General features: G+C 58.1%; 23 protein-coding genes. 9 read left to right on the forward strand and 14 right to left on the reverse strand.

All coding sequences use genetic code 11. The features are described 5' to 3' along the window. Positions 1-67: 67 nt before the first annotated feature. Both AC4FIA_RS03705 and AC4FIA_RS03710 read left to right on the forward strand, forming a co-directional pair. Positions 68-628, forward strand: a complete 561-nt coding sequence (locus AC4FIA_RS03705) for a type 1 glutamine amidotransferase domain-containing protein (protein ID WP_490364763.1) — start codon at positions 68-70, stop codon at positions 626-628. A gap of 192 nt (positions 629-820) precedes the next feature. Then, complete coding sequence (locus AC4FIA_RS03710) at positions 821-1,726, forward strand: LysR family transcriptional regulator (RefSeq protein WP_103910568.1); 906 nt, start codon at positions 821-823, stop codon at positions 1,724-1,726. Positions 1,727-1,869: 143 nt separating this feature from the next. On the opposite strand, the gene rlmN is transcribed toward AC4FIA_RS03710, so the two are convergent. Together rlmN and AC4FIA_RS03720 are read right to left on the reverse strand one after the other, a co-directional pair. Further along, positions 1,870-3,048 carry a dual-specificity RNA methyltransferase RlmN gene (gene rlmN, locus AC4FIA_RS03715; RefSeq protein WP_103910567.1) on the reverse strand — a complete coding sequence of 393 codons (1,179 nt, stop codon included), beginning with the start codon at positions 3,046-3,048 and terminating at the stop codon, positions 1,870-1,872. Between the two features lie 138 nt (positions 3,049-3,186). Next, a complete protein-coding gene (locus AC4FIA_RS03720; protein ID WP_490364764.1) occupies positions 3,187-3,714 on the reverse strand; it encodes an invasion associated locus B family protein in 528 nt (175 codons plus the stop codon). Positions 3,715-3,884: 170 nt separating this feature from the next. Between AC4FIA_RS03720 and AC4FIA_RS03725 the strand changes: the two genes are divergently transcribed. Continuing rightward, positions 3,885-4,880 (forward strand): asparaginase, encoded by a 996-nt coding sequence (locus AC4FIA_RS03725; RefSeq protein WP_490364765.1) that lies wholly within the window; start codon positions 3,885-3,887, stop codon positions 4,878-4,880. Positions 4,881-4,883: 3 nt separating this feature from the next. Here AC4FIA_RS03725 and serB read toward each other — a convergent pair whose 3' ends face one another. Further along, on the reverse strand, positions 4,884-5,756 hold the full coding sequence (gene serB, locus AC4FIA_RS03730) for a phosphoserine phosphatase SerB (RefSeq protein ID WP_490364766.1): 873 nt from the start codon (positions 5,754-5,756) through the stop codon (positions 4,884-4,886). A 282-nt stretch (positions 5,757-6,038) separates the two neighbouring features. Between serB and AC4FIA_RS03735 the strand changes: the two genes are divergently transcribed. Together AC4FIA_RS03735 and serA are read left to right on the forward strand one after the other, a co-directional pair. After that, positions 6,039-7,193: a phosphoserine transaminase gene (locus AC4FIA_RS03735; RefSeq protein ID WP_103910563.1), complete on the forward strand. Its 1,155-nt coding sequence runs from the start codon at positions 6,039-6,041 to the stop codon at positions 7,191-7,193. A gap of 81 nt (positions 7,194-7,274) precedes the next feature. After that, entirely contained in the window at positions 7,275-8,870 is a 1,596-nt protein-coding gene (gene serA, locus AC4FIA_RS03740; RefSeq protein ID WP_103910562.1) for a phosphoglycerate dehydrogenase, read from the forward strand. Between the two features lie 77 nt (positions 8,871-8,947). On the opposite strand, the gene AC4FIA_RS03745 is transcribed toward serA, so the two are convergent. The 5 genes from AC4FIA_RS03745 to AC4FIA_RS03765 all read right to left on the reverse strand — a co-directional run bounded on the left by AC4FIA_RS03745 (position 8,948) and on the right by AC4FIA_RS03765 (position 13,308). Then, complete coding sequence (locus AC4FIA_RS03745) at positions 8,948-10,297, reverse strand: aminotransferase class III-fold pyridoxal phosphate-dependent enzyme (RefSeq protein ID WP_490364767.1); 1,350 nt, start codon at positions 10,295-10,297, stop codon at positions 8,948-8,950. A gap of 73 nt (positions 10,298-10,370) precedes the next feature. Continuing rightward, entirely contained in the window at positions 10,371-11,294 is a 924-nt protein-coding gene (locus tag AC4FIA_RS03750; protein ID WP_490364768.1) for an OmpA family protein, read from the reverse strand. After that, a complete protein-coding gene (locus tag AC4FIA_RS03755) occupies positions 11,278-11,850 on the reverse strand; it encodes a peroxidase-related enzyme (protein ID WP_490364769.1) in 573 nt (190 codons plus the stop codon). Before AC4FIA_RS03755 ends, AC4FIA_RS03750 begins: the two co-directional genes overlap by 17 nt. 16 nt (positions 11,851-11,866) lie before the next feature. After that, positions 11,867-12,589 carry a GNAT family N-acetyltransferase gene (locus tag AC4FIA_RS03760; RefSeq protein WP_490364770.1) on the reverse strand — a complete coding sequence of 241 codons (723 nt, stop codon included), beginning with the start codon at positions 12,587-12,589 and terminating at the stop codon, positions 11,867-11,869. Further along, on the reverse strand, positions 12,586-13,308 hold the full coding sequence (locus AC4FIA_RS03765) for a competence/damage-inducible protein A (RefSeq protein WP_287475126.1): 723 nt from the start codon (positions 13,306-13,308) through the stop codon (positions 12,586-12,588). The genes AC4FIA_RS03760 and AC4FIA_RS03765 overlap by 4 nt, the downstream gene beginning before the upstream one ends. 48 nt (positions 13,309-13,356) lie before the next feature. On the opposite strand from AC4FIA_RS03765, the gene sfsA reads away from it, so the two are divergent. Next, positions 13,357-14,058, forward strand: a complete 702-nt coding sequence (sfsA, locus tag AC4FIA_RS03770; protein ID WP_490364771.1) for a DNA/RNA nuclease SfsA — start codon at positions 13,357-13,359, stop codon at positions 14,056-14,058. 83 nt (positions 14,059-14,141) lie between these two features. Here sfsA and AC4FIA_RS03775 read toward each other — a convergent pair whose 3' ends face one another. Together AC4FIA_RS03775 and AC4FIA_RS03780 are read right to left on the reverse strand one after the other, a co-directional pair. Then, the gene (locus AC4FIA_RS03775) at positions 14,142-15,164 is read right to left on the reverse strand and encodes a DUF4238 domain-containing protein (protein WP_490364817.1); all 1,023 of its coding nucleotides are present in this window, start codon (positions 15,162-15,164) and stop codon (positions 14,142-14,144) included. A gap of 133 nt (positions 15,165-15,297) precedes the next feature. Continuing rightward, entirely contained in the window at positions 15,298-15,903 is a 606-nt protein-coding gene (locus AC4FIA_RS03780) for a hypothetical protein (protein WP_490364772.1), read from the reverse strand. 193 nt (positions 15,904-16,096) lie between these two features. On the opposite strand from AC4FIA_RS03780, the gene map reads away from it, so the two are divergent. Both map and AC4FIA_RS03790 read left to right on the forward strand, forming a co-directional pair. Further along, on the forward strand, positions 16,097-16,906 hold the full coding sequence (map, locus tag AC4FIA_RS03785; protein ID WP_146064529.1) for a type I methionyl aminopeptidase: 810 nt from the start codon (positions 16,097-16,099) through the stop codon (positions 16,904-16,906). Further along, positions 16,899-18,077: an MFS transporter gene (locus AC4FIA_RS03790; RefSeq protein WP_490364773.1), complete on the forward strand. Its 1,179-nt coding sequence runs from the start codon at positions 16,899-16,901 to the stop codon at positions 18,075-18,077. Before map ends, AC4FIA_RS03790 begins: the two co-directional genes overlap by 8 nt. Here AC4FIA_RS03790 and rsmD read toward each other — a convergent pair. Together rsmD and AC4FIA_RS03800 are read right to left on the reverse strand one after the other, a co-directional pair. Continuing rightward, entirely contained in the window at positions 18,074-18,631 is a 558-nt protein-coding gene (gene rsmD, locus AC4FIA_RS03795) for a 16S rRNA (guanine(966)-N(2))-methyltransferase RsmD (protein ID WP_490364774.1), read from the reverse strand. The genes AC4FIA_RS03790 and rsmD overlap by 4 nt on opposite strands. Continuing rightward, the gene (locus AC4FIA_RS03800; protein WP_490364775.1) at positions 18,628-19,836 is read right to left on the reverse strand and encodes an NAD(P)/FAD-dependent oxidoreductase; all 1,209 of its coding nucleotides are present in this window, start codon (positions 19,834-19,836) and stop codon (positions 18,628-18,630) included. The genes rsmD and AC4FIA_RS03800 overlap by 4 nt, the downstream gene beginning before the upstream one ends. A 79-nt stretch (positions 19,837-19,915) precedes the next feature. Between AC4FIA_RS03800 and AC4FIA_RS03805 the strand changes: the two genes are divergently transcribed. Then, the gene (locus AC4FIA_RS03805) at positions 19,916-20,404 is read left to right on the forward strand and encodes a peroxiredoxin (RefSeq protein ID WP_103910550.1); all 489 of its coding nucleotides are present in this window, start codon (positions 19,916-19,918) and stop codon (positions 20,402-20,404) included. Positions 20,405-20,486: 82 nt separating this feature from the next. Here AC4FIA_RS03805 and AC4FIA_RS03810 read toward each other — a convergent pair whose 3' ends face one another. Together AC4FIA_RS03810 and AC4FIA_RS03815 are read right to left on the reverse strand one after the other, a co-directional pair. Beyond that, positions 20,487-20,777 (reverse strand): 4a-hydroxytetrahydrobiopterin dehydratase, encoded by a 291-nt coding sequence (locus AC4FIA_RS03810; protein ID WP_490364776.1) that lies wholly within the window; start codon positions 20,775-20,777, stop codon positions 20,487-20,489. Beyond that, the gene (locus tag AC4FIA_RS03815) at positions 20,774-21,973 is read right to left on the reverse strand and encodes a GNAT family N-acetyltransferase (protein ID WP_490364777.1); all 1,200 of its coding nucleotides are present in this window, start codon (positions 21,971-21,973) and stop codon (positions 20,774-20,776) included. Before AC4FIA_RS03815 ends, AC4FIA_RS03810 begins: the two co-directional genes overlap by 4 nt. Between the last annotated feature and the right edge of the window lie 40 nt (positions 21,974-22,013).

Below are 22,013 nucleotides of genomic sequence, written 5' to 3' on the forward strand. Positions count from 1 at the left end.
ATGGAACATCCCCACGGGGGCCTTCGTTTGGTTTGTGAACGCAACGCGAAACGCAAAGGAGGCCACAATGCCCCGTATTCAAGATGCAAAGATTCTGATCATTGCCACCAACGGCTTTGAACAATCCGAACTGGAAGTCCCCCGCGATGAACTGGCCAAAGCAGGGGCCGAGGTGCATGTCGCCTCGACTGACGGTAAAGCCATCCGTGGTTGGAAAGGCAGCGACTGGTCCGACACGGTCAACGTGGATACCGCGCTGAACAAAGTGTCCGCGATGGATTATGACGCGCTGGTACTGCCCGGTGGTCTGATCAACCCTGATATCCTGCGCCGCGATAAGGATGCGATCACGCTGATCAAAGGGTTCTTCGATCAGGGCAAAGTGATTGCCGCGATCTGCCACGCGCCGTGGCTGTTGGCAGAGGCCGACGTGCTGCGCGGGCTTGAAGCGACGTCCTATCCGTCGCTGCGCACCGACATTGCCAATGCGGGTGCGAAGGTTATCGATCAATCCGCTGTCGCAGACCGTGGCATTGTCACCAGCCGCAACCCAGATGACCTGCCGGATTTCGTCGCGAAAATTATCGAAGAGATCGAAGAAGGCACGCATTACCGCGTCGCCGCGTGAGGTTCAGGTCTAGAAAAGCCAGTAAAACAAGGCCCTCGCCCGGTTTGGCGGGGGCTTTTTCGTGCGGTTAACTCTGTTTCCAGCTTTGGAACACTCGGCCAAAAACCTACTAATTGTCTGCGTGACGCCAAGTTTGTGCCCAGATTGGGGGGCATACAACCATGGACACGAGAGTTTTCAAGGAGCCAGTGCATGGATCGCCTGACTGAGATGGAGGCCTTTGCCACGGTGGTGGATCAGGGCGGCTTCACGGACGCAGCCAAGAAGATGGGGATTTCGAAATCCGCCGTCTCGAAACATGTCTCATCGCTTGAGGCACGGTTGGGCGCGCGTTTGCTGAACCGGACCACACGCCGCGTATCGCCGACCGAAATCGGCTTGGCCTACTATGACCGCGCACGACGCGTTCTGAATGATGCGGGTGAGGCGGATGCGCTGGTCACATCCATGCAATCTGCGCCATCCGGCCTGCTGCGCATCAGCGTGGCAACGGATTTCGGGGTAAACCACCTAAGCCCTGTTCTGGGTGATTTCTTGGCCGAGTTCCCGGACATCACGGTAAACATGGTTCTTAACAACCGCTATGTCGAACTGATCTCGGAAGGCTTTGATATGGCCGTGCGGATTGGTGAGCTGGAAGATTCCACGCTGCGGGCACGTAAGCTGACGGAAACCACCAAACGGATGATCGCGGCCCCGTCGTATTTCGAGAAATTCGGCCGTCCGACACGGATCGACGATCTGAACGAACACAAGCTTCTGCACTATTCGAACCAGTCTTCTGGCAATGTCTGGAAGGTCACGGCCCCGTCCGGTGAAAAGCGTCAGGTGCGTACCGCTGGCTGGTTGTCGGTGAATGACGGTCAGTCGCTGTTGAACGCGTGTATCGCTGGTCTTGGCATCGCCTACCTGCCGTCGTTTCTTTATGCGGATGCGATGGAGCAGGGACTGGTCGAAGATGCGATCCCCGATCTGCCGATCGACACGCAGGGCATCTACGCGGTCTACCCGCCGGGTCGTTTCACCCAGCCCAAAGTGCGCGCTTTCATTGATTTTCTTGTCCACCAGTTCGCCGATAAAGGCCCGAAAGACTGGTAAGCATTCCCTGCCCGTTCCTGGGCTGACTGCCCCCGCCGCGGTATCCGTGGCGGGGTTTTTTATTTGATTGAGCGCGCTGTCGCGCGCGCAGGCCTGTCTCGTCCTCAGGCCTTTGGCCTTCGTCCTCGGGCAGGCGCGCTGGACTAGCGTTGCGCTGTTTCGGCCTCGATTTCGCGGCGTGATTTGCGGGCGCGTTCGGTGGCCGATTTCAACTGACCGCAGGCGGCCATGATGTCTTCGCCGCGCGGGGTACGGATGGGCGAGGCGTAGCCGGCTTTGTAGATGATGTCGGCAAATGCCTCGATCCGGCTCCAGTCCGAGCGTTCATAGGGGGCCCCGGGCCATTCGTTGAACGGGATCAGGTTTATCTTGGCAGGGATGCCTTGGATCAGTTTGACCAGACGACGTGCATCGGCATCCGTGTCGTTCACGTCTTTCAGCATCACGTATTCAAAGGTGATCCGTTCCGAGTTCGACAGGCGCGGGTATTCGCGCAGGGCGTTCAGCAGTTCTTCGATGTTCCAGCGCTTGTTGATGGGGACCAGCTTGTTACGGACCTCATCTGTGGTGGCGTGGAAGCTGACGGCCATCAGGCAGCCGATTTCTTCGGCGCAGCGGGCGATTTCGGGAACCACGCCGCTGGTCGACAGGGTGATGCGGCGGCGGGACAGGGAAATGCCTTCGGGGTCCATAGCGATTTTCATCGCGTCGCGGACGTTTTCGAAATTATAAAGCGGTTCGCCCATGCCCATCAGAACGATGTTGGACAGCAGACGTGTTTCGTCTTTCTTCTCGCCGGGTTTGGGCCATTCGCCCAGATCGTCACGCGCCAGCATGATCTGACCGACGATTTCACCAGCGGTCAGGTTGCGCACCAGTTTCTGGGTGCCTGTGTGGCAGAACGAACAGGTCAGCGTGCATCCCACTTGCGACGAAATGCAAAGCGTGCCGCGATCGGCTTCGGGGATGTAGACGACTTCAACCTCGTGGCCGCCCGCGATTTTGACCAGATATTTGCGTGTGCCGTCAGCCGAGACCTGTTTCGACACGATCTCGGGGAGCTCGATCACAAAGTTATCAGCCAGAAGTTGGCGGTAGTCTTTGGCAAGGTTGGTCATGTCCATGAAATCACGGACACCCCAGTGATAAATCCACTGCCAGATCTGATTGACGCGCATCTTGACCTGCTTTTCGGCTGTGCCCGCTTCGATCAAAGCGGTGCGCAAGGTGTCACGTGTCAGACCGACGATATTGGTCGGTCCCTCCGGCATTTTGCGGGGGATTGTCACGAGGTCCTGTGTGATCGGTGCAGATGCGCTCATGGTCGGCTCCTGTTCAGAAGTCCTGCCTCATATAGGAAAGCGAAACGGAATCCAAAAGAAAAGCGTTCCGGTCCGTTTTCAACGGAGAAAGGCCAGAGTTGCCTCTGGCCTTGCGTGTTTTCAGTGCGAAAGCTTCGCTTATTGGCAGCGTTTCGCGGCGTCCTCGACAGCTGCGGTAAAGCCGATCAGCGAAAACGTGTCTTTGGTCTGGGTGCCGCGCGACGACCGTGCCGTCAGAACCGCATCGGCACCGCGTTTCATTGCGGTGACCAGTTTCACGTCGTCTTGCGGGGTTGCGGGCCATGCCCACTGACCTTCGGTAAAGAGTTCGAACTCTGTCCCGCTTACATTTACGTTCACGGTTGACCCTTCGGCAAAAGGATAGCCACCTGTGAAAGCAACCTGACCGTTCACGCCGGCGTCAGGACGGTAGAACACCATCAACTGAATATCGCCCCGTGTCACCGCGACGACATTGCCGTTCTTGGTGTTGACGCTTTCCTTGTAGGTCGAAACGGCCCAGCATTCGCGCGGGTCTTTTTCTTCGAACACCGACCAAGCGGTGATCGCGTTAACCCGGTTTGTGCTTTCCTGCTGAGCAGCGGCCATATTCGCGGCCGCAAGAAGTACTGCGCTGCTGATGACGCGTGTCGTCCAAGAATTCATTTATCCACTCTCCAGCGATCCTCATGCCCCAATGAAGGCGGGTTGCGTTTGTTTTGTCCAAGCTTATGTTGCCACGTCAACCCAATGTGATGAGCGCGATTGTAGCGCGTTTTTTCACGTAGCGAAAACCCCTGTTGGCAGATATTCGCCACTGTCCAAGGATTAACAGTATGCCTGTGCCCGCACCCATCGCAGAAGTCTGGCGTGGACCTATCGCCGAGTCCCTGCACAACGGCCATATCGTGGTGTCAGACCAGTCGGGAATCATCGAAGCCTGGGGCGATCCCGAAGCAATCATTCTGCCTCGGTCCTCGGCCAAGATGATGCAGGCGCTGCCTTTGGTGGCGACAGGGGCTGCGCGGGCATTCGGGCTGAACAGCGAACATCTGGCATTGGCCTGTGCCAGCCATCAGGGCGCGCCGTTGCACGCCAACGCGGTTATGGCGTGGCTGGATCATATCGGCCTGTCCGAAAGCGATCTGCGCTGTGGGCCCGAGGTGTCGCGCGATAAAGAGCTGAAGCTTCAGATGATCCGCGACGGTGAATGCCCTAATCAGTGTCACAACAACTGTTCCGGCAAACACTCGGGCTTTCTGACGCTGAACAAGTATCTTGGTGGTGGCTCCGAGTATGTGGAACCGGATCATCCCGTCCAGCAAATCGCGAAAGAGATGTTCGAATCTGCCACGGGAATGCCCAGCCCCGGTTACGGGATCGATGGCTGTTCTGCGCCGAATTTCGGGACGTCGATGGCCGGTATGGCGCGCGCGATGGCGTTCTTTGCTACTGCCGCGTCCCGTGACGATTCGCTAAGCCGTGCTGCTGCGCAACTGACCGAGGCGATGATCGCGCATCCGATGCTTGTCGCGGGCCAAGGTCGCGCTTGCACCCTTCTGATGCAAGCGGCCAAGGAACCGGTTGCGCTGAAAACAGGGGCCGAAGGTTATTTCATCGCGATCCTGCCGCAGCGCGGGATTGGTGTGGCGGTGAAATGTGTGGATGGCGCGACACGCGGTGCGGAATGCGCGATTGCGGCGGTTCTGGTGCGCATGGGCGCGCTGGATGCGGATCATCCCGACGTAAAACGCTTCCTGAACCCAGACATCAAGAACCGCGCCGGTTTGGTCACGGGGCAGATTCGCCCCGCGCCGGGTTTGATGGCCTAAGCCTTAGACGAATTCGGATTTGGCATAGCCCTGCAGGTACAGCAGGGCGGTCAGATCGCCGAAATTCACGCGCACATCGCACTGCGCCTGCACCGAGGGTTTCGCGTGCAGGGCAACGCCAGTGCCTGCGCGGCCGAGCATACCCAGATCGTTGGCACCGTCACCCACGGCGAGGACGTCTGCTTCGGATATGCCCAAACGTTTGCTGATCTCTTCCAGCGCCGACACTTTGGCTTCGCGGCCAAGGATCGGGCGGCCGACCTCGCCAGTCAGGGTGCCGTTTTCGGCGATAAGCGTGTTGGCGCGGTTTTCGTCAAAGCCCAGTTCCGCCGCAACTTTGGATGTGAAGGCTGTAAACCCGCCCGACACCAGCGCCGCATAGCCACCGTTTGCTTTCATGGTCGCCAGCAGTGTCTTGCCACCCGGCATCAGAGTGATGCGTGTTTGCAGGACCTGATCAATGACGCTTTCCGGTAGACCTTTGAGCAGCGCCACGCGTTCCGTCAGCGCACCTTCAAAATCCAACTCGCCGTTCATGGCGCGGGCGGTGATGTCTTTGACATGCGCGCCGACGCCGGCCTCTTCTGCCAGCTCGTCGATGCATTCCTGCTGGATCATGGTCGAATCCATATCCGCCAGCAGCATCTTTTTGCGGCGTGTGGCTGTGGGCTGGATCACCATATCGGTTTTCAGCGCCTGCATGTCTTCCCACACCTGCCAGCGGTTTTCGGGGATTTCTGCGATGTTAAAGGCGCAGGCCTCATCCGCGGCCAACCACTGGATATCGCCACCGCCCCACGCATTGCGCAGCGCATCTGCGGCGGCGGGTTGCAGGGCGGGGGTTTCGGGGTTGGTCAAAAGGGTGACGGTATACATGGCGTCTCTTTCACGCAGTCGAACAGGGGTTTTGACGGGGGACATACGCAATGCGCGGGCGGAACGGAAGGGTTCACTGGGACTATGGGCCTGCCTGACATGAAAGCGTCCAGCCCCGCCAAAATCCGAAGTTTCCTATCGGAACCGACCATTCATGAAAAAAATGCGACAGGCGGTCACAAGGTGCAGAATCCCCATTGCGCGATTTCAAGCAACGCAATAGGTTCGGCGGTGGGACACCCTTCCCCAACGAAGGGCATATATCTGTGAGGGTATCACAACATGGCACTGACCACTCCGGCAACGCGGCCGGCTAATCCGCGTTTCTCCTCTGGCCCCTGCGCCAAAATCCCCACATTCAAGCTCGAATTGCTGCAGGACGCGGCACTTGGCCGTTCGCACCGTGCGAAAGTCGGCAAGGACAAGCTGAAAGCGGCCATCGAAGGCACGCGCGAAATTCTGGGCATCCCTGCAGACTACAAAATCGGCATCGTTCCTGCGTCCGACACCGGCGCGGTTGAAATGGCTATGTGGTCGCTTCTGGGTGCACGCAAAGCAACCATGGTCGCATGGGAAAGCTTCGGCTCTGGCTGGGTCAGCGACGTGGTCAAGCAGCTGAAAATCGACGCTGACGTTCTGGAAGCCGACTACGGCAAGATCGTCGATATGGCGTCCATTGATTACAACACAGACGTTGTGTTCACATGGAACGGCACAACATCGGGCGTCCGCGTTGCAAACGGCGACGTGATCCCCGCTGACCGCGAAGGTCTGACGATCTGTGACGCAACATCCGCCGCCTTCGCGCAGGACCTGCCGTGGGACAAGCTGGATGTGACCACCTTCTCTTGGCAGAAGGTTCTGGGCGGCGAAGCGGCGCATGGCATTCTGGTTCTCAGCCCCCGCGCTGTTGAACGTCTGGAAAGCTACACACCCGCATGGCCCCTGCCGAAAATCTTCCGCCTGACCAAAGGCGGCAAGCTGATCGACGGTATCTTTGAAGGCGCGACAATCAACACGCCCTCTATGCTGGCGGTTGAAGATTACCTTGTCGCTCTGGACTGGGCACGCGCCGAAGGCGGCCTGAAAGGTCTGATGGCCCGCGCGGATGCAAACGCGAAAACCGTTTGGGATTTCTGCGATGCGAACGACTGGATCGCGAACCTTGCCGAAGATCCGGCGACACGTTCGAACACATCGGTCTGCCTGAAGTTCACCGACGACCGCATTCAGGACGGCGCAGCCTTTGCCAAGGCCGTAGCCAAGCGTCTGGAAGCGGAAGGTGTTGCACTGGACATCGGCGCATATCGTGACGCGCCTGCCGGTCTGCGCATCTGGTGCGGTGGTACTGTGGAACAGTCTGACGTTGCGGCCATGCTGCCGTGGCTTGAATGGGCCTTCCACGCCGAGATCGAAGCCCAGACCGAAGCGGCCTGATCCGACTACTTTCCTGACATATCAGCGGGTGCGCCTGACGCGCGCCCGTGACCCAGAGATACATCCAAAGGACCAAGAGACATGGCCCCCAAAGTTCTTATTTCCGACAAACTGTCCGAAGCCGCCGTTCAGATCTTCCGCGATCGTGGCATCGACGTTGATTTCCAGCCCGACCTTGGCAAAGACAAGGACAAGTTGGCTGAAGTGATCGGTCAGTACGACGGTCTGGCGATCCGTTCCGCCACCAAAGTCACCGACAAGATCCTTGAAGCGGCGACAAACCTGAAAGTCATCGGCCGCGCCGGTATCGGTGTCGACAACGTCGACCGTGAAGCCGCGTCGAAAAAAGGTGTGATCGTCATGAACACGCCGTTCGGCAACATGATCACAACAGCCGAGCACGCCATCGCGATGATGTTCGCTGTTGCGCGTCAGATCCCCGAAGCGTCCGCATCCACACACGCTGGCAAATGGGAAAAGTCCAAGTTCATGGGTGTCGAGCTGACAGGCAAGACACTGGGCGTCATCGGTGCCGGTAACATCGGTGGTATCGTCTGTGACCGCGCCCGTGGCCTGAAGATGAAAGTTGCAGCATACGACCCTTTCCTGAGCGAAGAGAAAGCCCAGAAAATGGGTGTCGAGAAGGTCGAACTGGAAGACCTGCTGGCGCGCGCTGACTTCATCACGCTGCACGTTCCGCTGACAGACACGACACGCAACATCCTGTCCAAGGAAAACCTGGCCAAGACCAAAAAAGGCGTGCGCATTATCAACTGTGCCCGCGGTGGTCTGGTTGACGAAGAAGCACTGGCAGAACTGCTGAAATCCGGCCACGTGGCTGGTGCAGCGTTCGACGTGTTCTCGGTCGAGCCTGCAAAAGAAAACCCACTGTTCAACCTGCCGAACGTTGTCTGCACACCGCACCTTGGTGCCGCGACAACAGAAGCGCAGGAAAACGTGGCGCTTCAGGTTGCTGACCAGATGTCCAACTACCTGCTGACAGGCGCCGTTGAGAACGCTCTGAACATGCCGTCCGTGACAGCGGAAGAAGCCAAGGTCATGGGCCCGTGGATCAAACTGTCTGACCATCTGGGCAGCTTCATCGGCCAGATGACAGACGAGCCGGTCAAGGCGATCAACATCCTGTACGACGGTTCCGTGTCCGAGATGAACCTTGCTGCGCTGAACTGCTCGGTTGTGGCTGGCATAATGAAGCGCGCGAACCCCGACGTGAACATGGTTTCCGCGCCGGTCATCGCGAAAGAGCGTGGCATCAAAATCTCGACCACCAATCAGGCAAAGTCGGGCGCGTTTGACGGCTATATCAAAGTGACCGTTGTCACCGACACACGTGAACGTTCGATCGCCGGTACTGTCTTCTCGGATGGCAAGCCGCGCTTTATCCAGATCAAAGGCATCAACATCGATGCCGAGGTCGGCGCACACATGCTGTACACCACAAACGAAGACGTTCCGGGCATCATCGGTACGCTGGGCCAGACGCTGGGCACCAACGACGTCAACATCGCGAACTTCACCCTTGGCCGTGCGGCCGTGAAGGGCGAAGCGATTGCTCTGCTGTACGTTGACGCACCGGTCCCGGGCGAAGTTCTGGGCAAGCTGGAAGCAACCGGCCTGTTCAACCAGGTCAAGCCGCTGGCATTCGACGTCGCCTAATCGCGGGCAACGCTAGAAATCAAAAAGGGCATCGCGACAGGTTCGCGATGCCCTTTTCTTTTGTCTGAACCGTCGGATCAGGCGGCAGCAAAGCCCGCATCAAGCGCCGACAGGATGACGTTCACTTCGTCTTCTGTAATGGTCAGCGGCGGCGACATCAGGATGTTGTGCATCCCCAGACGCACCATCGCGCCTGCCTGATAGGTGGTTTCGTGGATACGCTTCATCGTGGCGGCATCCATCGGCGTTTTCGCCGCTTTGTCCGACACGATCTCGATTCCCGTCATCAACCCGTGGCCACCGCGCACATCGCCGATGATGTCGTATTTCTCGGCCAGTTTCTGAACACCTTCGTACAGCTGTGTGCCACGCGGGCCTGCGTTGGCGGCAGTGCTCAGGCGTTTGGTTTCGGACAGCGTCGCGATCACCGCAGCGGCACCCACCGGATGGGCGGAATAGGTGTAGCCGGTAAAGATTGCGCCATCGGCACCGGCGCTTTCAAACACCTCGGCCACTTTGTCGCTGAACAGCGCGGCACCCACAGGGAAGTAGCCCGATGTGATGCCTTTGGCCGTGCTCATCATATCCGGCTTCACACCCCAGTGACGCGCACCGGACCAGTCGCCTGTGCGGCCAAAACCGGTGATGACCTCGTCCGAGATCAGCAGGATGCCGTGGCGATCACAGATCTCGCGCATCAGCGGCATAAAGGTCTCGTCGGGCACGATCACACCGCCGGCGCCAAGGATCGGCTCCATGATCAGGGCGGCGATGTTTTCCGCACCTTGGAAGGCGATTTCATCTTCAAGCACGGCGGCGATGTTCTGCGCCAGTTTTGCTGGGTCCGTTTCATTGAACGGGTTGCGATAGGGGTAGGGCGCGGGCAGGTGGTGGCAGCCGGGCAGCAGCGGTTCATAGTTCAGGCGGAACCGGTTGTTGCCGTTTACAGAAGCGCCGCCAAAGTGCGTGCCGTGATAGCCCTTTTTCAGCGACAGAAATTTAGTCCGTGTCGGTTCGCCGCGCAGGCGATGATACTGCCTCGCCAGACGCAGGCAGGTTTCGACAGAATCCGAGCCGCCCGAGGTGAAGAACACCCGCGCCATTCCGTCTTCTTCAAAGAATTCGCGCACCGCATGGCTGGCTTCGATCGCTGGTGGGTTCGTCGACCCCGCAAAGGCCGAATAGTAGGGCAGATCGTACAGCTGTTTCGAGATCGCCTCTTTCACCACGTCGTTAGAATAGCCAAGGTTCACGCACCACAGGCCGCCCACGGCATCCACAACGGAATGGCCGTCGATATCAGTGATCTTCACACCTTCCGCACCCGTGATGATCTTGGGCGGGTTTTGTTGCGCATCACCGGGGTGACCCATGGGGTGCCAAAGATGGCGCGCATTGTTTTCCTTCAGGAAGTTTTCGTCTTTCATGGCGATCTCGATCCATAATTTGATCAAATTTGGATCGCACTTTGCCAGAGTCGCCGCGACGACAAAAGAGAAATCATTCGGTCGAGATCAGAACAGCCTCGACGCGGCGATTTTTGATGCGGCCTTCTTCGGTCAGATTGGTCGCGATGGGCGACAGATACCCGACCCCGTCCGCAGAAATCTGGGCGCTGGTGATGCCATGGCGATCTTGCAGATAGTCCACCGCAGACGCCGCGCGGCGCAGGGAAAGCGCCTGATTGGCGGCAAGCGATCCGGTGGCATCCGTGTGCCCGACAAAGACGATCATACGGTCAGGCCGCGTCTTCAGATAGGCGGCCAGTTGATCCAGAGACGGAACCTGATCGGCCAGCTCGGATGAACCCGCCTTGAACCGCATATCGCTTAGAACGACGTGGCCTAGCGTTTCGAGCGATCCGATAATATCGCCTGTCGCCACCTCGGCGGGAAGGGCCGTGGTTTCGACATTCACAGATTGCTTTTGCGTGCCGCCCGCGCGGATGATCTGGATGAAACCTGCGGCTTGGTTGCGGCTGGTCAGGATGCTGATCGCGCCTTCGGTCGGGTGTTCGGCAGACAGGAACCGGTAGTCGATCAGGTTCACATGCATCGAGGGCGCGGGCAGCACCTCGATATCAAAGCGGAAATCGAACCCGCCGCAGCCCTGATTGGCGCATTGAAACACGATCTCGTATCCGGCGTCCGTCAGATCGTCGCGCAACGGATCCATCATTTGCAGGGTGGTCGCGCTGTTGCCCGCCAAACGCCATGCCTGACGTTCAATCGCCCCTTCATAGACCTTCACGGGCACGCCCGTTTCCTCGGTCCATTTGCCGACGGGCAGGCGGTAGCTGGAAAGCGGGTCTGATGTCGCGACGGACAACTGTGCGCTGATCGGCAGTTCCAGATCCAGCGCTGCGGCAGGCAGACCCGCCAGCAACAAAAATGCAGTGAGCGCCGATTTAACGGTACTGCGCATGGTATTCGTCATTAGGCCGCATATCGACGGCAGAGGCCGCACGGTTCGACATGTTGTAAAAGCCGGTCACGTTGGCGATATCCCAAATGTCGCGATCACTGAAACCAGCATCGCGCAGCGCCTGACGGTCGGCTTCGACCACTTCATGGGATGCTTTGGTGACCTTTTCGGCGAATGTCAGCATCGCGACCTGCCGATCAGACAAATCAGCCGCCCGCCAGTTCATCACCAGCGCTTCGCCCAGTTTCGGATCGCCAGACAGCTGGCGCACAGCCGCCCCATGCGCCGTCAGGCAATAAAAGCATTTGTTGATGCTGCTGACGCAGACCGCGATCATTTCGCGTTCAAGCTTGCTCAGGCCAGAGTCGCCCAGCATCAGGTCGTTGTACAAAGCGGTAAAGGCGTTCAGCTTGTCGATGTCAAAGGCGTGGGCCTTCAGAACATTCGGGATCATCCCAAGCTTTTCCTGACAAATGTCGAAATAGCGTTGGGTTTCCGGCGGCAGCGGGTCGACCATGGGCAGGTCCAGTGCGGTGACTTGATCTGATTTGGTCATGCTGCCGATCCTCCTATTAGGCTTTGATACGGTAGTGATACTTGCCGACGATCTCCATACCCAAGGATTCATACAGCGCATTTGCACTTTCGTTGCCGGTGGTCACAAGGATCGCGATCCAGTCGGCCCCATTGGCCGCCGCCCAATGCGCGGCCTGACGCATGACCCATTTGCCCATGCCCTTACGGCGGTGCGCAACGCGGGTTTCCACTGCATGGACCGTGGCGACCCCGTCATGGATCGCGGCAAAGGCGGTGGCGGCGGGCTTGTCATCGACGCGGCCCAGAATACCGGTCTTGGGATCGCAGGCACGGTCCATCACGGCCAGCCGTTCCGCTCCGATACCGCCTTCGGCCCAGATATCACGCATGATGGCCAAGGGTTCCCAAATGGCAAAGGCCGTGACACGCGGGATCGGCAGATCTGTCAGGTTCGACACATGACACATGCGGGCATAGACGGGATCAATGACCTTATAGCCCATGGCATCCAGCGCGGCGTCCAGATCATCCTGACCTTCGCGGATCATGAAAAGCGGCTGCTGCCCCATCTCATTCATCCGTGCCTCTGCGGCGTCCAGATCGTCAGCAGACCAGCCATCTTGTGCCGTCGCCGCCGACACACGTTTGCCACCGCCCGCACCATCGCGGAGCGTGACAGGCCCCAGATCAAAGCGCGCAGCGGGCGGCCATGTGGCCTCGGTCACATCATACAGTTTCTGGATATCGGGTTTGGTCATTCGTCAAATAGTCCTGCCACTCGGATCGCTGCCGCCTCAACGCGTGCGCCATCGGTACCACGGATCACGATATTCGCACCATGCACACCATTGTGTTGGAAGGGGTAGGACCCAAAGCTGAGGTCCGAGAACTCTTCGGCCAGTTTGCCCAAGGGGGCCGCGATATCGCCTTCGCCGCGTTCGATGCGAATGGACTGGGTCAACAGCGGCGCACCACCGGTCAGCGTGGGCGTGATGCTGGCCAGCATGGCCTGAAACACGGATGGCACACCGGCCATGACATAGACATTCTCAAGCTTGAAGCCCGGTGCCACAGAAACCGGATTGTCGATCAGCGTCGCGCCGTCCGGAATACGCGCCATACGCAGCCGTGCCTCGTTCAACTCGCGGCCTGTTTGTTCATAGAAGGCGGCCAAAAGCGCACGGGCATCATCACGCACGTCGATATGCACACCAAAGGCCGCCGCCACGCAATCGGCGGTGATGTCGTCATGGGTCGGGCCAATACCGCCGCTGGTAAAGACCGAGTCATACCCACCGCGCAGATCATTCACGGCACGGATGATCGCATCACGATCATCGCTGACCACGCGCACCTCTTTCAGGTCGATGCCCATCTTGGTCATTTCGCCCGCCAGATAGTGCATGTTCGCATCGCGGGTCCGGCCCGACAGGATTTCGTCACCGATTACCAGCATTGCGGCTGTAGGGTTGGACATGGCGGCACTCCTTGGCGTTGTCTTCGGGACAAGCTATAGGGCGGCACCATGCGCTTTCAAACCCCTCTCGTCCCCGCCCGGCTGATACGTCGCTATAAACGCTTTCTGGCAGATGTCCGTCTTGAAGACGGGCGACAGGTCACGGCCCATTGCGCCAACCCCGGATCGATGATGGGTCTGGCGGACGAAGGGCTGCGCGTCTGGCTGGAGCCGAACGACGATCCCAAGCGCAAACTGAAATGGGCGTGGAAGCTGGTAGAACACGATAGCGGCGCATTCACAGGCGTGGACACCGCCGTGCCGAACCGCATGCTGAAAGCCGCCATTCAGGGCCGGCTGGTCGAGGGGTTGACGCAGTTCGACACGGTCAGGCCCGAACAGAAATACGGCGAAAACAGCCGGATCGATTTTCTGCTGCAAGGCGCGGATCAGCCCGACACCTATGTCGAGGTCAAATCAGTCACCCTCATGCGCCACACCGGTCTGGCCGAGTTTCCCGACAGCGTGACCAAACGCGGGACCAAACATCTGGTGGAACTGGCGCAGATGTCTCAGGCAGGTGCACGGGCGGTGATGCTCTATCTGGTGCAACGCACAGACGCCGACCGCGTCGGACTGGCCGCTGACATTGACCCTGCCTACGCACAGGCGTTTGCCGAGGCCTCCAAACAGGGCGTCGAGGTCATCGCCTACGATTGCCAGATCACACCAGAGCAGATCACGCTGGGTCGGAAGTTGCCGTTTGTGTAGATCATTTTTGCAATCTGTTTGAAATGAGAGAGAAACAAACGACTTCAGCACATGTGCTGTCACTTGACTGGGATCGTGGGGCTTTATTTTTGGCTCAAATCTAAATCTTCCACAGTAAAATCAAGGACTTTATCATCAATCAACTTCGCATACTTTCCAATTCTACCGCTCAATGATCGGAATTCTTTTTCATCGTTTTTCGCTATGAAAGACTTGAAGGAGCAAGCTGCAAGTAGTCGGTTGAGAGTCTTCAAATTAAACGATGTCTCCTCTGACTTGCTCCCAACTATCGCGACCGAAGAAGAAAGAGGTAAGACTACTCCCTCCAATGTATCGCGTTCTTGTGCAAATGGCGCCGCTCCGCCAACTTTGGTGAAGCAAAGTGTTGTGTCGGGTAAAATCAGTTGGCCGCTATTTGGCCGAAAAATGCGATACGTGAAGTTACGATACAGGTTCATCCGAACATGGCCGGAAGCATTTTCTGCTAGAACTCGATTTTGAGCATCTTTTGCAACCTCTGATATCGTCTGAGTGAGTGCGCGGAGCATAGACGCGGCAGGGCCCATTGAGGCCAAAATTGCTTCATCAGACATGTTATCCAAGGCTGCATCGATCAGTCTTTTTGCCTGTGCCTTTTTATTGTCAGGAATGAAATTTCTGCGAAGAAAGGCCTCTAGTTCCTCGGGGTTCGCTTCTAGGTACTTTTTATACAAAGTGCGGAGCTGATCTGGTTTTTGCAAAATGCTTCCCAGCCCAGACATTCCCTTTTTAAAACTGGTCACCATTTCTTCGCGTAAAAAAGCGCTTCTGACTTCTAGGTGAGAAATTAACGTGGCCGAGAACTCATTATCTACTTTCTCACCATTCGGCAGTAGTCTGAGTTGTTGAATTGTACTCTGGTTATCGTTCTCGTAGCGCGTAATATTTCTATCGGCTTGCGAGTTTTCTGGGCCGTAGAAAAATTTTTCCATTCCAAATTTTCTGGTGACAGTTTGCCGTGGAGGTTGGTCTTTGCTGTATACCCAGACTTGATGGTCCTTGCCGCGTTCCGTTGCGAAACCGCGCTGTAGCATTTGCCAAACGTGATGATGTTTCTTGCCGGCTATCTCTTGTTACTCCTCTGGCGAAATCTTGTAGCAGATGGGTGTGAAAGTTCGGTCAAACAACGGGTTCGGCCTTTGATAACTTACGTCAAATTACTTTTGTCACTTGCAAACGCTCTCTTTTGAGCCTCTGCGACTAGTCCAACTCAGCCTTCTCGGTCTCGCATTCTTTCGTAGCCTGCTCGCCGCTGCCTGCGGAAAAGAAATAGCCATCAGTCCCGATACTGATCGTATTGATCACCGAACATCCTCTTGGATTGCGTTCAGCGAGCAAAAAAGTGTCAAATAATGACGGTGGCAAAACAACAATGTGCGGGTCGAGTTTATGTGTTCTGGCGCCGACGTATTTGACTTGAAGAATGGCGAATTGGCGCATCAGAAGCCCTTGTTCAACGGGGCTCAGAAGGCGAAGTTCGTCTTGAAGCCTAATGTCGCAGAGATGCCGAGTGACGTTATTTCGGCCAACCCATGCGGTTAAAAGAACTTGAAATTCAGAACCGGGCAGGGCCCACGCGACTTGCTCTGACGACATGCCGAAGTTTTGCTGACTATTTTTCCGAACCTCGGTTTCCTCTAATCCGGTGCTGTCAAAAGGCTGGCCGGTTTCGATGGATGTCCGGCAGCGTTCGAACAGTTCGACGAAGTCTTGCTCTAACGATTGGTCGACTTGCTGGCTTTTCCAAATGAAGAAAGTTGCCGCCACCGAGGCACCGAAAATCACGCCGAGTAATTTGTAAATCAACAGTCCAAAACCTTTGTTTTCAATCTAGGGTAGATGGTCGGACGTCCCGTTGGATTGGTCAATACTCATGTGGCTGCCTGCATCCTTCGCTTAGGTGCCAACGCCTTCGAAATTAGCCGCACCGCGGCGTTACTCTGGCCTCTTGGCGAAAACGGCATTACATAACGGGCAACGAAGCTACGGGAGTCCCGTTTTGAACGAAGCAAGAGGCCGCCTGACCCGCGAAGGCATCCGCATTTACGACGCAAGCGATTATGACGGCATGCACAAGGCCGGTCGTCTGGCAGCGCAGTTGTTGGACGAAGTTGCCGAGCATGTCTTTCCGGGCCAGACCACTGGCGCGATTGATGACTTCATCCGCAACCGGATCGAGGAAGAAAACGCGATTTCGGCGACGATCGGCTATAAGGGCTATCAGCACGCGACCTGTATCAGCGTGAACCACGTGGTCTGCCACGGCATCCCCGGCGATAAAAAACTGAAGGATGGCGATATCCTGAACATCGACGTCACCGTGATTGTCGATGGCTGGTATGGCGACACAAGCCGCATGTATGTGGCAGGCAAGCTGTCGCGCAAAACCGAACGGCTTATTCAGGTCACCCATGATGCGCTGATGCTGGGGATCGAAATGGTCAAACCCGGCAACACATTCGGCGACATCGGCAACGCGATCCAGACCTATGTCGAAGCGCAGCGCATGTCTGTGGTGCGGGATTTCTGCGGCCACGGTCTTGGCCGTGTGTTCCACGCCCCGCCGAACGTTCTGCACTATGGCCGCGCCGGTACCGGTGCTGTGCTGGAAGAAGGCATGTTCTTTACAATCGAGCCGATGGTCAATCTGGGACGCCCCGAAACCAAGGTTCTGGCAGACGACTGGACAGCGGTCACACGCGACAAATCCCTTTCGGCGCAGTTCGAACATTCCGTCGGTGTGACGGCGGATGGCGTGGATATCTTTACCCTGTCACCGGCAGGCAAGTTCCACCCCACCTATGGCTAAGGATACCTCGGCGCCCACCGATCTGATCTGGGCGCTGTCGGCCTGCAACTTTGTTATCGGCATGGGCGCGTTCATCGTGGTCGGTTTAATCGATCCGGTGGCCGACGCCTTCACCATCTCGCGCGCGGCGGCGGGGTGGTTGATGACGTTTTACGCCATTTCCTATGCAATCCTGTCCCCGCTTCTGGTTTCGGCAACCGGTGCCATCGGGCGCAGGCGCGTTCTGGCGCTGGGCATGGGGATGTTTGCGCTGGGCGCTGCGGGATGTGCCTTTGCCCCGAACTTGCCGACACTTTATGCCTCGCGCGCTTTGGCGGCGGCTGGCGCGGGGATGTTCACGCCTGTCGCTGCGGCTGTGACGGCTGCGGTGTCACCTGCGGCTGTGCGTGGGCGGGCCTTGGCAAATGTGGTCTTCGGCCTGTCATTGGCGCAGGTGTTCGGCGTGCCTGCGGGCAGTTGGGTGGCTTATACATTCGGCTGGCGGATGGCCTTTGTCATGGTGCTTGTGCTGGCTCTGATCGCCTTGGTGGTTGTGTGGCTGCGTGTGCCTAGGGGCCTAAGCCTTCAGCCCGTGTCGCTGCGTGATCTGGGGCGGGTTTTGAAGGACGGGCTGTTGATCGCGGTGGTTCTGTTCACCGCCGCTTTCCTTGGCCCGATCTACATCATCTACACCTACCTGTCTCCGCTGCTGACAGACACGATGGGCTTTGGCCGTGACGGGATCACGTTGGTTCTGCTGATCTTCGGCATCGCCGCCGTGACAGGAAACCAGTTGGGCGGGCAGATGGCTGATGCCTTGGGTGCTGTCAAAACGCTGGTGATCCTATGCCTTGCGCTGATCGTCCTGATGCCGCTGTTTTCCGCGTTGCCCTTTGCCAAGCTCGGACTGTTCGCCGTGGTGTTCTTCTGGTCCATGTCCTGCTGGGCCTTTATGGCATCCCAGCAAATACGCCTGCTGGCCCTAGCACCGGAAGAGGCCAGCGTGGTCTTTGCCCTGAACGCCGCCGCGATCTATGTCGGTACGGCTTCTGGCGCGGCGGTGGGCGGGCTGATGCTTGAACAATTCGGTCTTCTGGCGTTGGGCATCGCAGGCGGGATCGGAGCACTGGGGGCCTTGGGCCACGTGCTCTGGACACATCGCGCAGCCAAGCTGGCAGGGCGCGAGGTTTAGACCGCTTCCATTAGCGTCACATGTGTGTCGCCGTATTTGCGGTGTTCCAGAAAATCGAAGCCCTCGGGCGCGTCCATTGGGGCGGATTCTTCCCAGACGATCAGGGCTTCGGGCGCGATCCAGCTAGCGTTACGCGCCGACGCCAACGCCTTTTCCCCCAGTGATTTGCCGTAGGGCGGATCCAGAAAGACCAGCGTGGCGGGGGTGGTCGCGGCTGGCAGACGTGTGGCGTTGGTGCCCAGCACGGTTGTTTGCCCGCCCACGCCCAACAGCTTGATATTCGCGCGCACCAGTTGACCGGCCTTGCGCCCGTCGTCGACAAAGGTCACGTGATCGGCCCCGCGCGACAGCGCCTCTAGCCCCAAAGCGCCGGTTCCTGCGAACAGGTCCAGCACCTGCGCGCCATCAAACGGGTCGCCGAAACGGCCACCCGCCAGCATGTTGAACAGGCTTTCGCGGACGCGGTCGGTGGTCGGGCGCAGATGTGCGCCCGGATCGCCCTTGCCCACAGAGGTCAGGGCGCGACCGCGATGGGTGCCTGCAATGATCCTCACGCTTTGAGCAGCGGCTTGAGGTCTTGGGCAGGGTCGGCGATCAGCGTCGGGTTGGGCGACTTGCCGTTTTCGATCAGGCGTTTGCCGACCATATAGGCGCGAGGGTCATTCATCGCGTCCAGCGCCAGCAGCGTTTCGCCCTTGTAGTACCAGTAGGACACCGATCCATCGGCCCCTTGGCGCGTTACGATACGGTCATAGCCCGCGTTCAGGCCCGCGATCTGCAGTTTGCAGTCATACTGGTCCGACCAGAACCACGGCTTGGCGGTATAGGGCGTTTCCGCGCCCATAATATTTTCAGCAACGATTTCGCCCTGATCAATCGCGTTGCCCACACTTTCCAGACGCAGGCGGTCGCCTTTGTAGGGGAAGGACGCGCAGTCGCCTGCCGACCAGATGTGCGGATCGGACGTGCGGCCAAAGCTGTCGATCTTGATGCCGTTGTCGATCTCAAGGCCTGCGGCCTCGGCCAGTTCGGTGGCGGGCACGATCCCCACACCAACAATCACGAAATCCACGTCCAGCGTGGTGCCGTCACTAAGTTCCGCACCGGATACATGACCTTCACCTGTCAGGCGGTTCAGGCCGGTGCTTTCCAGAATTTTGACGCCGTGATCTGTGTGCAGCTTGCGGAAATAGTCGGATGTTTCCTTGGCTGCGACGCGCTGCAGGATGCGGTCGGACATTTCGACAAGCGTGACGTCCAGACCCAGTTTGGCAGCGACGGCTGCGGCCTCAAGCCCGATATAACCACCGCCGACGATCAGCACCTTGGCGCCTTCGGTAAAACGCGGCTGCATGGCATCTACATCGGCCAGACCGCGAACCGTGAACACACCGTCCAGATCGCCGCCAATCGAAGCGGGCAAGCGACGGGGATAGGACCCTGTGGTCAGCACCAGTTCGTCATAATCCACGGTCTTGCCATCCACTGTGACGGTCTTTGCCGCAGGGTCGATTGCCTGAACTTTGTTGGACAGGATCAGGTCGATGTTGTTGTCCGCATAAAAGCTTTCGGGGCGCAGATACAGACGATCCAGTTCCATCTCGCCCAGCAGGTAGGCCTTGGACAACGGCGGGCGCTGATACGGCACGGCGGGTTCTTCGCCGATCATGGTGATCGCCCCTTCGAACCCCTTGTTGCGAAGCTTTGCAACCACCGAAGCGCCGGCTTGTCCGGCACCTACAACAACGACCTTTGTCATCTTTTCGAACCCTTACTGGTTTTTGCTTGGGGCACCCTATATCTGGCAGAGAACGAAACGCAAATTTGGGAAGAGCGTAATGGCTATCAAAAAAGGCGATACACTGCCGAATGCAACATTTCTGGTCATGGGCGACGAGGGTCCGGCGACGGTCGATCTGGCCGAAAAGCTGAAAGGACGGAAGGTTGTTCTGTTCGGTCTTCCGGGCGCGTTCACCCGCACCTGTTCGGCGGCGCATGTTCCCAGCTTTATCCGCACCAAAGATGCGTTTGCTGAAAAAGGCGTGGATGAAATCATCTGTGTGGCCGTGAACGACCCGTTTGTCATGAAGGCATGGGCGGAAAACACAGGCGCAGAAGACGCGGGCCTGACAATGCTGGCGGATGGCGATGCATCGTTCACCAAAGCGATCGGCATGGAATTCACCGCACCGCCGGTTGGTTTTTATGACCGCTGCAAGCGTTTCTCGATGCTGGTTGAAGATGGTGTCGTGACCATCCTGAACGAAGAAGAAGCGGCGGGCGAGTGCAGCATTTCTGCTGGTGAGACACTGCTGGAAGCGATGTGATTCTGGCTAGGGGCGAGGGGGCTTTGCCCCCTTGGCCTGCGGCCAATTCCCCCAAGGTATTTGGGGACAGAAAATACCCAAACTACAGGCTGTCCATTTTGCGGGCGAGTTTCGCATCAAGCGATGACAGGCCGTCTACGTCATGGGTCGACAGGGTGACAGTGACCTTGTTGTAGACGTTGAACCATTCGGGGTGATGGTTCCATTTTTCGGCCCACAGTGCGGCGCGGGTCATCCAGCCGAACGCGTCGACGAAGGTTTCAAACGTATAGGTCTTGCTGATCGCGTCGCGACCATCGACCATGGCCCAGCCTGTGTCGAACAGGGGTTCCAGCATCGTCTTTCGGGCGGTCTCGCTCAGTTTTTCGATCATTGTTGTTCCTCGATTTCGGTTTTCCGGAACGGGCCATAGCTTGTCAGGACTTCTATGTCGTGGCTGACCGCGCGGCGTTCTTCGGCCAGATAGCGGTCGATGGCGTTGGCAAATCCGGCATCGGCGACCCAGTGCAGCGAATGGGTTTCGGCAGGCAGATAGCCGCGGGCCAGTTTGTGTTCGCCCTGCGCGCCGGCCTCGACCCGTTTCAGGCCCAGCTGAATCGCCAGATCAATTGCCTGATAATAGCACGCTTCGAAGTGTAGGCAGGGATGATCTTCGATACATCCCCAGTATCGTCCGTAGAGCGTATCGCGCCCGATCAGGTTCATGGCGCCTGCCACGTTCTGCCCGTCGCGCCGCGCCATGACCAAGGCGATGTCGTCGCGCATTGTGTCGTGGATGATATCAAAAAACGCCCGTGTCAGATAGGGCGAGCCCCATTTGCGCGCGCCGGTGTCCTGATAGAACTGCCAGAAGCTGTCCCAATCTTCGGGTTGGATATCGTCGCCGATCAGGGTGACGATCTCTCCTCCGAAGTCCTGCGCGGTGCGTCGTTCCTTGCGGATGGTTTTGCGCTTGCGCGACGACAGGCTGGTCAGGAAATCGTCGAAACTGGCGTAGTTGTCGTTCAGCCAGTGGAACTGCTGGGTGATGCGGCGCATCAGGCCCATTTTGCCGCCTGCGATCGCCTCGGCCTCGGTGCAGAAGGTGATGTGCAGCGAAGAGACATGGTTCTGTGTGGCCAGTTCGACAGCCCCCTGAACCAAGGCGGACATGCCAACGGTGTCATAGCCCGGGCGGGTCAGAAACCGGCGGCCTGTGGCGGGGGTGAAGGGCACTGCCATTTGCAGTTTCGGATAATACCGCCCGCCCGCCTGTTCATAGGCATGGGCCCAGTTGTGATCGAAGATGTATTCGCCCTGTGAATGGGATTTGCCGTAAAGGGGCGCGACCGCGATCACCTGACCGCCAATTTCAGCCGTCAGATAGCGCGAATCCCAGCCCGTTTCGGGCCCCACGGATCCGCTGTCTTCCAGCGCTTTCAGAAAGCGGTAGGTCGTGAACGGGTCAACCGGACGGCCACCATCTGCGGCCTCGGGGCAGGCGCAGGCATCCCATGTGGCGGCGTCGATCTGGTCCAGTGACGACAGCGCGTTGATGGTTAAAGTTGTATCTTCGGTGATGTCAGTCATGGGCCCTCGTGCACCAAAGTATCTGGTGTTCCGCGGCGGC

The organism is Thalassococcus sp., assembly GCF_982780845.1.

Excerpts from the sequence above, each read along its gene's own strand:
- AC4FIA_RS03705 (WP_490364763.1), top strand. The coding sequence starts at position 68 with ATGCCCCGTATTCAAGATGCAAAGATTCTGATCATTGCCACCAACGGC.
- AC4FIA_RS03710 (WP_103910568.1), top strand. The coding sequence starts at position 821 with ATGGATCGCCTGACTGAGATGGAGGCCTTTGCCACGGTGGTGGATCAG.
- rlmN (WP_103910567.1), bottom strand. The coding sequence starts at position 3,048 with ATGAGCGCATCTGCACCGATCACACAGGACCTCGTGACAATCCCCCGC.
- AC4FIA_RS03720 (WP_490364764.1), bottom strand. The coding sequence starts at position 3,714 with ATGAATTCTTGGACGACACGCGTCATCAGCAGCGCAGTACTTCTTGCG.
- AC4FIA_RS03725 (WP_490364765.1), top strand. The coding sequence starts at position 3,885 with ATGCCTGTGCCCGCACCCATCGCAGAAGTCTGGCGTGGACCTATCGCC.
- serB (WP_490364766.1), bottom strand. The coding sequence starts at position 5,756 with ATGTATACCGTCACCCTTTTGACCAACCCCGAAACCCCCGCCCTGCAA.
- AC4FIA_RS03735 (WP_103910563.1), top strand. The coding sequence starts at position 6,039 with ATGGCACTGACCACTCCGGCAACGCGGCCGGCTAATCCGCGTTTCTCC.
- serA (WP_103910562.1), top strand. The coding sequence starts at position 7,275 with ATGGCCCCCAAAGTTCTTATTTCCGACAAACTGTCCGAAGCCGCCGTT.
- AC4FIA_RS03745 (WP_490364767.1), bottom strand. The coding sequence starts at position 10,297 with ATGAAAGACGAAAACTTCCTGAAGGAAAACAATGCGCGCCATCTTTGG.
- AC4FIA_RS03750 (WP_490364768.1), bottom strand. The coding sequence starts at position 11,294 with ATGCGCAGTACCGTTAAATCGGCGCTCACTGCATTTTTGTTGCTGGCG.
- AC4FIA_RS03755 (WP_490364769.1), bottom strand. The coding sequence starts at position 11,850 with ATGACCAAATCAGATCAAGTCACCGCACTGGACCTGCCCATGGTCGAC.
- AC4FIA_RS03760 (WP_490364770.1), bottom strand. The coding sequence starts at position 12,589 with ATGACCAAACCCGATATCCAGAAACTGTATGATGTGACCGAGGCCACA.
- AC4FIA_RS03765 (WP_287475126.1), bottom strand. The coding sequence starts at position 13,308 with ATGTCCAACCCTACAGCCGCAATGCTGGTAATCGGTGACGAAATCCTG.
- sfsA (WP_490364771.1), top strand. The coding sequence starts at position 13,357 with ATGCGCTTTCAAACCCCTCTCGTCCCCGCCCGGCTGATACGTCGCTAT.
- AC4FIA_RS03790 (WP_490364773.1), top strand. The coding sequence starts at position 16,899 with ATGGCTAAGGATACCTCGGCGCCCACCGATCTGATCTGGGCGCTGTCG.
- AC4FIA_RS03800 (WP_490364775.1), bottom strand. The coding sequence starts at position 19,836 with ATGACAAAGGTCGTTGTTGTAGGTGCCGGACAAGCCGGCGCTTCGGTG.
- AC4FIA_RS03805 (WP_103910550.1), top strand. The coding sequence starts at position 19,916 with ATGGCTATCAAAAAAGGCGATACACTGCCGAATGCAACATTTCTGGTC.
- AC4FIA_RS03810 (WP_490364776.1), bottom strand. The coding sequence starts at position 20,777 with ATGATCGAAAAACTGAGCGAGACCGCCCGAAAGACGATGCTGGAACCC.
- AC4FIA_RS03815 (WP_490364777.1), bottom strand. The coding sequence starts at position 21,973 with ATGACTGACATCACCGAAGATACAACTTTAACCATCAACGCGCTGTCG.